A 9,314-nucleotide genomic window follows, 5' to 3' on the forward strand; every position below is an offset into this window, starting at 1 on the left:
GGCGCCGTGCTGATGGCCTCCCGGGCCCTGGCCGCGGCGGCCCGTGGTCCCGAGGACTACCTGGAGGTGTACGGAACGCTGCTTCGGCAGAGCTCCCGGCCGGTGGTGCTGCACTGGCTGGGCCCGGTCTTCGACCCTCAGCTCGCGGGGTACTGGGGTCACGACGGCCTCGACGAGGCGGCGGACCTGCTCGTGAAGATCGTCGCCGAGCATCCCCGGAAGGTGGACGGCGTCAAGGTCTCACTGCTGGACGCGGAGCGGGAGAAGGACCTCAGACGCCGGCTCCCGGCGGGCGTGCGGTGCTACACCGGCGACGACCACCACTATCCGGAGCTGATCGCCGGGGACGGGGAGCTGGCCAGCGACGCGCTCCTGGGGATCTTCGACCCGATCGCCCCCATCGCCGCACGGGCGGCGCTCGCCCTCGACCGGGAGGATCCCGGTGGGTTCCGGGCACTGCTGGATCCGACGGTCGAGCTGGCCCGGCACCTGTTCGCCCCGCCGACCCCGTTCTACAAGACGGGGGTGGTGCTGCTGGCGTGGCTGGCGGGGTATCAGGAGCACTTCACGATGCTGGCCGGGCTGGAGTCGGCCCGTTCGCTCCCCCATCTGGCGCGGGCGTACGAACTGGCGGACCAACTGGGCCTGTTCCCCGATCCTGAGCGTGCCGGGGGACGGATGCGCAGGCTCCTGGCGGAGCAGGGGGTGGGAGCGTGAGCGGGGTGGCGGCCCCGGCCCGGTTCAGCCTGAACCAGGAGACGGTCCGGCAGTGGTCGCTGCCCGAGCTGGTGGCCGGGTGCTGTGCGGCCGGGGTGGCGGCGGTGGGGCTGTGGCGGGAGCCGGTGCGCGGGTTCGGGGTGCGAGAGACGGCACGGCTGGTCGCCTCGGCCGGACTGCGGGTCAGTTCCCTGTGCCGGGGCGGGTTCTTCACCGCCTCCGATCCGGCGGGGCGGGCGGCGGCGCTGGAGGAGAACCGCCGGGCCGTCGAGGAGGCGGCCGAACTGGGCGCGGACGTCCTGGTCCTGGTGTCGGGCGGACTGCCGGAGGGCGAGCGGGACCTGGCGGAGGCCCGACGGCGGATCGCCGGCTTCCTGGGCGACCTGGTTCCGTGGGCGACCGGGCACGGGGTGCGGCTGGGGATCGAACCGCTGCATCCGATGTTCGCGGCGGACCGCTGCGTGGTCTCCACCCTGGGACAGGCCCTGGACATCGCCGAGCAGTTCCCGGCGGAGCAGGTCGGGGTGGTCGCCGACTCCTACCACCTGTGGTGGGACGAGCGGCTGGCCGCCGATCTGGGCCGGGCCGGTGCGGGCGGGCGGATCGTGTCCGTCCAGGTGGCGGACTGGGTGACTCCGCTCCCCGAGGGCGTCCTGCTGGGCCGTGGGCAGCTCGGTGACGGGTGTGTGGATCTGCGCGCCTTCCGGCAGCTGGCCGACCGGGCCGGGTACCGGGGGCCGGTGGAGGTGGAGATCTTCCATCCGGGGCTGTGGGCCCGGGACGGCACGGAGGTGCTGCGGGAGGTGATCGCCCGCTACCGCGAGCACGTCGAGTGAGCAGGGCCGCGGGACCGGCACGGCCGGCCCGCGGGACATGTGCGGACCAAACCGAGGAGCATGCGATGACAGGGGTGTGGAGCCGGCGCGCCTTCCTCTCCGCCGCGGGCGGCGGGGCACTACGGGCGGGCGCGCCGGCCGGGCGGGCGGGCGCGCGGGGCGGCGGCGACGTCCACGGGACGATGCGTGAGGTCTGGCGCGGCCTGGTGCTGGGCGGCGGGTTCTCCGAGGGCGCGGAGCCGTTCCGCTCGCGGCTCGCCGGGCTCGGGGAGGAGGCCGCCCGATGGGCGGCGGCGATGGCTCCGGCGCCGGGCGCGCTCTGGCCGGACCTGCGGTTCGCCTCGGATCCCGAGCCGATGGCGGGCAGCTGCCGTCGGCTGCGGACCATGGCGGAGGCCTACGTGCGTCCGGGCACGGGGCTCACCGGGGACGCGGCGCTGCTGACAGCCGTCCTGGCCGGCGTGGAGGGGTTGCACGCGCAGGTGTACCACGCGGGCCTGGTGCCGTACGGCAACTGGTGGTGCTGGCAGATCGGTGCGCCGCAGGCGCTGCTGGACGTCTGCGTCCTGCTGTACGGGGAGCTGCCGGAAGGCCTCCGCGCCGGCCTCTGCGCGGCGGTGGACCATTTCGTCCCGGACTCGGCCGTGGCCGTGTACGGCGGGACGAGTACGGGGGCCAACCGGGTCGACCTGTGCCGGGTGCTGGCGCTGCGCGGGGCCGTGGGCTCCGATTCCGCGAAGGTCGCCCTGGCCCGGGACGCGCTCGGGCCGGTCTTCCCCTACGTCACCGCCGGGGACGGTCTCTACCAGGACGGGTCGTTCGTCCAGCACCTCGCGGTGGCGTACAGCGGGACGTACGGCGCGGTGTTCCTGGAGGGGCTGGGGCTGCTGTTCGCACTGCTGAAGGGGACACCGTGGCAGATCACCGATCCCGGCCGGCAGCTCGTCTTCGACTCGGTGGAGCGGGGCTGGGCGCCCTTCCTGTTCAACGGCCTGGTCATGGACGTGGTGTCCGGGCGGGCGGTCAGCCGGGGGCTCGCCGCCTCGGGCGAGCCGCCGGTCCAGCAGGACGACCACAGCCGCGGCCATGCGGTGCTGGCCGCGATCCTGCTGCTGGCCGAAGCGGCGGGCCCCGCCGAGCGGGCCCGTTGGCGCGGTCTGGTGAAGGGATGGGCGGCACGGGCGCACCACAGCCCGCCCCTCGCCGACCGGACACTGGGCATCGCCGCCCTGGCCCGGCTGGCCGCGCTCGGAGCCGATCCGTCGGCGGCGCCGCTGCCCGAGCCGGTGGGGCACCGGCTGTTCCCCTCGATGGACCGGGCGACCCACCGGAGACCGGGCTGGGCGGCCTCACTGTCCATGGCCTCCCGGCGCATCGCCCACTACGAGACGGGCAACGGCGAGAACCTGCGGGGCTGGCACACCGGCAGCGGAATGCTCTGCTGGTGGGGGTCCTGGTACGGAAACGACCAGTACTCGGACGCGTTCTGGCCCACGGTGGACCCCTACCGGCTGCCGGGCACCACCGTGGCGCGGAAGACGCTGGCGGACGGGGCGGGCGGTTCCTGGGGCGAGGCGCGGCCGGACACGGCGTGGGCGGGCGGGTCGACCGACGGGGAGTTCGCCTCGGTGGGTCAGCACCTGCGCGGTCTGGGGAGCAGCCTGGAGGCCCGCAAGTCGTGGTTCTTCCTCTCCGACGGGGTGGTCTGCCTGGGCGCGGGGATCCGCGCCTCGGACGGCGTGCCGGTGGAGTCGGTGGTCGACAACCGCAACCTCGGTGCGGCCGGGAGGCACGCGCTGACGGTCGGCGGGCGCGTACAGCCGTCGGACCTGGGCTGGTCGGCGGTGTTCCCGTCCCCCGGATGGGCGCATCTGGCGGGCTTCGGCGGGTACGTCCTGCACGGCCCCGGCACCTTCAGGGCCTTGCGGCAGGCGCGCACCGGCCGGTGGCGCGAGGTGAACCGGGGCGGGTCCACCGCTCCGGTCACCCGGCGCTACCTCACCCTCTGGTACGACCACGGCACGGACCCGGTGGACGCGGGGTACGTCTACCAGCTGCTCCCGGGGGCCTCGGCGGCCCGGACGGCGACGCGGGCGGCGACGCCCGGGTGGCCCGTGGTGCTCGCCAACAGCTCGGCGGTCCAGGGAGTGGCCGTCGGCCCGCTCGGTTTCACCGGGGTCAACTTCTGGCGGCCCGCGGTGGCCGGACCGCTGGGGTCGAGCGCCCCGTGTTCGGTGACGGTGCGGGAGAGGGCCGACGGCACCGCGCGGGTGTGCGTCGCCGACCCGGGCCGGGAGGCGCGGGAACTGGACCTGGTGTGGGACCGGCCCGTGGCGGCGGTGCTGTCCGGACCCCCGGGCCTGGTGTCAGCCGCCACGGGGGCCCGGCTACGGCTCACCTTCGGGGACCTCGGAGCCACGGCGGGGGTGAGCCATCAGGTGGTGGTGCGGCTGCGGTGAGAGCGGGGCGGCAGCCGGGTCGGGGCGGGTGGGTGCGCGGTGGTGCGGGGCGGCCGGGGGTGTCATAACGTGCCCCGCATGGATCAGGAGCACATACCCGGGGGCGCCGAGGGCGCGGGCAGGCGGCGGTTCCTCGCCATCGCGACGGGCGCGGCCACCGCCGCCGGACTCGGTTCGGTCGGCGGCTGCGCGAGCGGCGGGGGCGGCGCGAGCGGGGCCGCCCTGCGGGGGAAGGGTGCGGGCAAGGAGGCGGCGCCGGAGCCCGTCCCGGCCGGTTTCGACGTGAAGGCGGAGAACGCCCGGCCCGGCAACGCCGACTGGCGCGTGACCAAGGCCGGACCGGCCCGCGCCATCGAGGGGTTCGCGGACAAGGTGAGCGTGCTGCCCGGGGAGCCGTTCGGGCTGCACGTGTCCACCACCGCCCCGCGGTTCACGGTCTCGGCCTACCGGATGGGCTGGTACGGCGGGGCCCGGGCCCGGCTGGTGTGGCGTTCCGAGGCGCTGCCCGGCGTCCGCCAGCCCGAGCACACGGTGGAGGCCGGCACCCGGATGGTCCGCACCCGGTGGGCGCGCACCGCCGCCGTGGACACCAAGGGCTGGCCAGAGGGCTGCTATCTGCTGCGGCTCGACGCACAGGGCGGCGAGGGGCAGCGGTTCGTGCCGGTGACCGTCCGCTCGGCGGCCACGGCGGGCCGTACGGTGATCGTCAACGCGGTGGCGACCTGGCAGGCCTACAACCGCTGGGGCGGCTACGCGGCTACGGCAGCTACGACGGCCCGAGCGGCGGCTACGCCTCGCGTTCGCTGTCCGTGACCTTCGACCGGCCCTACGAGTACGACGACGGGGCGGGGCTGTTCCTGGTCTACGAGGCTCCGCTGATCGCGCTCGCCGAGCGGCTCGGGATACCCCTCGCGTACGCCACGACCACCGATGTGGCCCGCGAACGGCGCCTGCTGGAAGGGGCGGCGGCGGTGCTCTCGCTCGGCCACGACGAGTACTGGTCGCCGGAGCAGCGGGCGCATTTCACCGCGGCCCGGGACGCGGGCAGCAACATCGCCGTGCTGGGCGCGAACTGCTGCTTCCGCCGCATCCGGCTGGAGCCCTCCGAGCTGGGACCGGACCGTACGGTGGTCTGCTACAAGTCCTCCTACGACCAGGACCCCGGCTTCAGGCGCGGGCAGCCCGCGACCGTCGACTTCCGGGCGGCGCCGGGGGCCGACCCGGAGAGCTCGCTGCTCGGGGTGATCTACGACGGCTATCCGGTGGACGCCCCGTACGTGGTAACGAACCCGGGCCACTGGCTGTTCGAGGGGACGGGGGTGAAGGCCGGGGACGGTTTCGCGCACCTGGTCGGCGTGGAGTACGACAAGGTCGACACGGGTTTCCCGACTCCTCGGCCGATCGAGATACTGGCCCACTCCCCGGTGGTGTGCGAGGGCCGGCCGAGCCATCAGGACACGGCCTACTACACCGTGCCGAGCGGGGCGGGGGTCTTCGCCACCGGCACGATGCGCTGGGTCGAGGCCCTCGACGCGACCGGGGACGGCCGCAGCGGCGCGAACCACGGCCTGGACTCCCGCGCCGGTGCGCTGACCACCCGGGTGACGGAGAACCTGCTGCGCGTCTTCGCCGCGGGCCCGGCCGGGAAGACGCAACCCGCGCGGGACAACGTCGCGTCGGTGTACGGGGGTTCGTGAGGCACGCCGACGGCCGGAATTCGGTGGACCGGGCGCGGGCGGGGTGCTTAGGATCAAGGTGACGGCATCGCGTGCCGGTCACCGACCGGGTGAGGCATGGAGGTGCCGTGAGATGCCTTGTGGAGGCATTCACACATGTCCGTCCAGCTGAACCACACGATCGTCCACTCCCGTGACAACCGGGAGTCCGCCGAATTCCTGGCGCACATCCTCGGTCTCGAAGTCGGCCCGGAGTGGGGCCCGTTCGTCCCGGTGGAGACCGGCAACGGGGTGACCTTGGACTTCGCGACCATCCCCGCCGAGTCCATCACCCCGCAGCACTACGCGTTCCTCGTCTCGGAGGAGGAGTTCGACTCCGCCTTCGAGAAGATCCGGGCGGGCGGTGTCGAGTACTTCGCCGATCCGCACCGCAAGCACCCGGGCGAGATCAACCACAACGACGGCGGACGCGGGGTCTACTTCCTGGACCCCGTCGGACACGCCATGGAGATCATCACCCGCCCCTACGGCGGCTGACGAGCACCCCCAGGGCCCGCCGCGCACCGCGCGGCGGGCCCTCCGCTCGTCCTCACCCGCCCCGCCGGCCCTGCGCCGGCGCGATTCCGCTGCTCAGGCGGCCGGCCCGGCCGCAGGAGTGACCCCGGCGGACCGCTCCGGGAGGTACACGATGTTCGGAGCGCCCGTCTCCGGATGGACGGCGACCCGGGCGGAGACCCCGTAGACCTCCGCCAGCAGTTCCTCCGTGAGCACCTGCTCCGGCCGCCCCCGCGCCACGACCCGGCCGCCCGACAGCACGTACAGCCGGTCGCAGAAGGACGCGGCCAGGTTGAGGTCGTGCAGGACGAGCAGGCCCGTCACGGGCAGCCGCCGGACCAGCCCGAGGACCTCCAGCTGGTAGCGGATGTCGAGGTGGTTCGTGGGCTCGTCGAGGGCCAGCAGCCCGGGTTCCTGGACGAGGGCGCGGGCGACGAGGGCGCGCTGCCGCTCGCCGCCCGAGAGACCGTCGAAGCGGCGCCCGGCGAGGGCGGACACCCCGACGGTCTCCAGCGCCCGCGCGACGCGCAGCCGGTCGTCCGGGCCGTCCTGCTCCCAGAACCGCTTGTGCGGGCTGCGCCCCATGGACACGACCTCGCGGACCGTCAGCCCGAAGGTGCCGGCCGCGTCCTGCGGGACCACCGCCACCCGCCGGGCGCGCTCCTTGACGCCCAGCGCCGAGGCGTCGGCCCCGTCGATCAGCACCCGTCCGGCGGCGGGCCGCAAGGTGCCGTAGACGCAGCGCAGCAGTGTCGTCTTGCCGCTGCCGTTCGGGCCGACCACGCCGACCGTCTCGCCGGGCCGGGCGGTGAGGCCGATCCCGTCCAGCAGTGTCCTCCCGTCCACCTCGTAACGCAGGCCCTCGACGACGAGTTCCACCGGACGCCCCGTCATCCGGTCACCCCCTCGCTCCGGGTGGACCTGCGCAGCATCCACAGGAAGAACGGCCCGCCCACCAGCGCGGTGACCACGCCGACGGGGATCTCCTCGGGCGCGGCCGCCGTCCGGGCGACCAGATCGGCCAGGGACAGGAAGACAGCCCCGGCCAGCGCGCAGAGGGGCAGCAGCGCCCGGTGTCCCGCGCCGGCCACCATGCGGGCGGCGTGCGGAACCATCAGCCCGACGAAGCCGATCGCCCCGCTGCAGGCCACGAGCACCCCGATGACGAGGGAGGCGAGGACGAACACGGCGGCCCGGAACCGGCCGGTGTCCAGGCCGAGGGTGCGCGCCCCCTCCTCCCCCGCGAGCAGCAGGTCGAGCGGGCGCGCGAGGGCGACGAGCAGGCCCGTGCCGACGAGCAGCGCGGCGGCCGGCGGGCCGAGTTCCTCCCAGCGGGCGCCGCCCCGGCCGCCCCTCCCAGCGGGCGCCGCCCAGGCCGCCGAGGCTCCAGAACAGCACGGAGCGCAGTTGGTCGGGCTGTGCGGACAGCACGAGGACCAGACTGGTCAGCGCGGACAGGACGTACTGCACGGCCACCCCGGCCAGGATCAGCCGCCCGGTGGTCATCGTGCCGCCGCGCCGGGCCAGGGCGTAGACGGCGACGAGCGGCGAGGGAACCGGCGAAGGCGGCCAGCGGCAGTCCGACGGCGGTCCCCGCCCCCACCCCCAGCACGATGACCAGCACCGCCCCCGCCGACGCGCCCGAGGAGGCGCCCAGCAGGAACGGGTCGGCGAGCGCGTTGCGGACGAGGGCCTGGAGCACGGCTCCCGCGACCGCGAGCCCCGCGCCGACCACCGCGGCGAGCAGCACGCGCGGCATCCGTACGTCCCACACGATGGCGGCGAAGGCTCCGCCCCGCGCCCCCGGGCCGGCCAGCAGGACGTCGATCACCCGGCCGGGTGCGATGCGTACGGGTCCCAGGGCCAGCCCCGCCACCATCGCGCCGGCCAGCACGGCCGCGAGGAGCAGCAGGACGGCCGCGGTACGGCGGCGCACGGTCATGAGGCGCCGGGGTGCAGCTGGCGGCCCAGGGACTCCACCGCGTCGGCGACGCGCACGCCGAGGACCGCCGAGGACAGCGGGAGCACGGCGAACCGGCGGTTCTTCACCGCGGGAACCTCCGCCAGCGCCGGATCGTTCAACAGGCGCTGCTTCTTGGTCTCCACGGCGGTGCCGCCGTAGTCGTAGATGAGGACGACCTCGGGCTTGCGCTCGATGACCTTCTCCCACGACACGTCGCCGAAGGTGTCCTGGAGGTCGGCGAAGACGTTCGTCCCCCCGGCCAGGGAGACGATCTCGTTGCCGATGCCGTTGCCACCGGAGGTGAAGGCGGAGGCCTCGCCCGAGTCGTAGACGAAGACGGACGGGCGGGCCTCGTCCTTGACCCTCGCGGTGACGGCGTCGATGCGGCGCTGCTCGTCCGCGATGAGGGCCGCGCCGCGCCCGGGCACGCCGAAGGTGCGGGCGACCTCGGTGATCTCGGTCTTGAGCTGGTCGAGCCCGACGCGGCCGGCCGTGCAGTACTCGATGCTGAGCCGGGAGCCGATCCCGGCCTTGGCCAGTGCCTCGCGGTCGCGTCCCTGGCCCTTGTCGAAGGCGCTGGAGTAACCGCCGTACACGAAGTCCGGGTCGGCCGCGAGGAGTACCTCCTTCGACGGGTACTCCTTCGCCAGCACCTCGATGCCCTCGTAGGCGCCGCGGTAGGCGGGGAGCACGGAGTCGTCGAGATAGGCCGTGCCGGCCATCCGGTCCTGGAGGCCGAGGGCCAGCATGATCTCGGTGGTGTGCTGGTTCAGGGTGACGGCCCGCCGGGGCGGGGCCTGATAGGTGCTGCTGACACCGCAGTTGGTGACGATGTACGGGAACCCGGGCGCGGACTGCGCACCGGAGGCGGGCCGTTGCTCCCCGGACGGACCGCCGCAGGCGGTCAGGGACAGCAGCAGCGCGAGGGCGACGAGCGGGCGCGGGGCAGCGCGGAAACGCGGCATGGTGAGGCCTCTCCGGGGGATCCTCGTCCCCGGTCGAAGTGAAGAGGCGGTGCGTCAGTGTCTGACTCCCGGGACCCCGTGGGCGGGGTCCCGGTCACAGTGGCGGGACCGCACCGGATTCGCACCGGTTTCCTGTCCTGCAC

At 74.5% G+C, this 9,314-nt stretch carries 8 protein-coding genes, 1 pseudogene and 1 riboswitch; of the genes and pseudogenes, 6 read left to right on the plus strand and 3 right to left on the minus strand.

Translation table 11 applies throughout. The features are described 5' to 3' along the window. From VR44_RS23935 to VR44_RS23955, 6 genes are all read left to right on the plus strand, one after another. On the plus strand, positions 1-717 hold a 717-nt coding region (locus VR44_RS23935), incomplete at its 5' end, for a DUF993 family protein (protein ID WP_045949645.1). Further along, complete coding sequence (locus tag VR44_RS23940) at positions 714-1,553, plus strand: sugar phosphate isomerase/epimerase family protein (RefSeq protein ID WP_425424529.1); 840 nt, start codon at positions 714-716, stop codon at positions 1,551-1,553. The genes VR44_RS23935 and VR44_RS23940, both read left to right, overlap by 4 nt. Before the next feature lie 65 nt (positions 1,554-1,618). Continuing rightward, positions 1,619-4,012, plus strand: coding sequence for a polysaccharide lyase 8 family protein (locus tag VR44_RS23945; RefSeq protein WP_045949646.1), 2,394 nt, complete (start codon positions 1,619-1,621; stop codon positions 4,010-4,012). Between the two features lie 78 nt (positions 4,013-4,090). After that, positions 4,091-4,825 carry a N,N-dimethylformamidase beta subunit family domain-containing protein gene (locus tag VR44_RS48880; RefSeq protein ID WP_342669382.1) on the plus strand — a complete coding sequence of 245 codons (735 nt, stop codon included), beginning with the start codon at positions 4,091-4,093 and terminating at the stop codon, positions 4,823-4,825. Continuing rightward, entirely contained in the window at positions 4,822-5,709 is an 888-nt protein-coding gene (locus tag VR44_RS48885) for a N,N-dimethylformamidase beta subunit family domain-containing protein (RefSeq protein ID WP_342669383.1), read from the plus strand. Before VR44_RS48880 ends, VR44_RS48885 begins: the two co-directional genes overlap by 4 nt. 135 nt (positions 5,710-5,844) lie before the next feature. After that, complete coding sequence (locus tag VR44_RS23955) at positions 5,845-6,225, plus strand: VOC family protein (RefSeq protein ID WP_045949647.1); 381 nt, start codon at positions 5,845-5,847, stop codon at positions 6,223-6,225. Between the two features lie 93 nt (positions 6,226-6,318). Here VR44_RS23955 and VR44_RS23960 read toward each other — a convergent pair whose 3' ends face one another. The 3 genes and pseudogenes from VR44_RS23960 to VR44_RS23970 all read right to left on the minus strand — a co-directional run bounded on the left by VR44_RS23960 (position 6,319) and on the right by VR44_RS23970 (position 9,171). Continuing rightward, a complete protein-coding gene (locus VR44_RS23960) occupies positions 6,319-7,137 on the minus strand; it encodes an ABC transporter ATP-binding protein (protein ID WP_045949648.1) in 819 nt (272 codons plus the stop codon). After that, positions 7,134-8,185, minus strand: a pseudogene (locus VR44_RS23965) (FecCD family ABC transporter permease). Before VR44_RS23965 ends, VR44_RS23960 begins: the two are co-directional and overlap by 4 nt. Further along, positions 8,182-9,171: an ABC transporter substrate-binding protein gene (locus tag VR44_RS23970; RefSeq protein WP_045949649.1), complete on the minus strand. Its 990-nt coding sequence runs from the start codon at positions 9,169-9,171 to the stop codon at positions 8,182-8,184. Before VR44_RS23970 ends, VR44_RS23965 begins: the two are co-directional and overlap by 4 nt. A 35-nt stretch (positions 9,172-9,206) precedes the next feature. Next, positions 9,207-9,314, minus strand: a riboswitch (cobalamin riboswitch). This riboswitch is flagged as partial in the annotation.

The sequence above is a fragment of the Streptomyces katrae genome, assembly GCF_000966975.1.
Taxonomy (GTDB): Bacteria; Actinomycetota; Actinomycetes; order Streptomycetales; family Streptomycetaceae; genus Streptomyces; species Streptomyces katrae.

Bases quoted from the DNA above. Each gene is read 5' to 3' on its own strand.
- VR44_RS23945 (WP_045949646.1), top strand. From the start codon at position 1,619: ATGACAGGGGTGTGGAGCCGGCGCGCCTTCCTCTCCGCCGCGGGCGGC.
- VR44_RS48880 (WP_342669382.1), top strand. From the start codon at position 4,091: ATGGATCAGGAGCACATACCCGGGGGCGCCGAGGGCGCGGGCAGGCGG.
- VR44_RS23955 (WP_045949647.1), top strand. From the start codon at position 5,845: ATGTCCGTCCAGCTGAACCACACGATCGTCCACTCCCGTGACAACCGG.
- VR44_RS23960 (WP_045949648.1), bottom strand. From the start codon at position 7,137: ATGACGGGGCGTCCGGTGGAACTCGTCGTCGAGGGCCTGCGTTACGAG.
- VR44_RS23970 (WP_045949649.1), bottom strand. From the start codon at position 9,171: ATGCCGCGTTTCCGCGCTGCCCCGCGCCCGCTCGTCGCCCTCGCGCTG.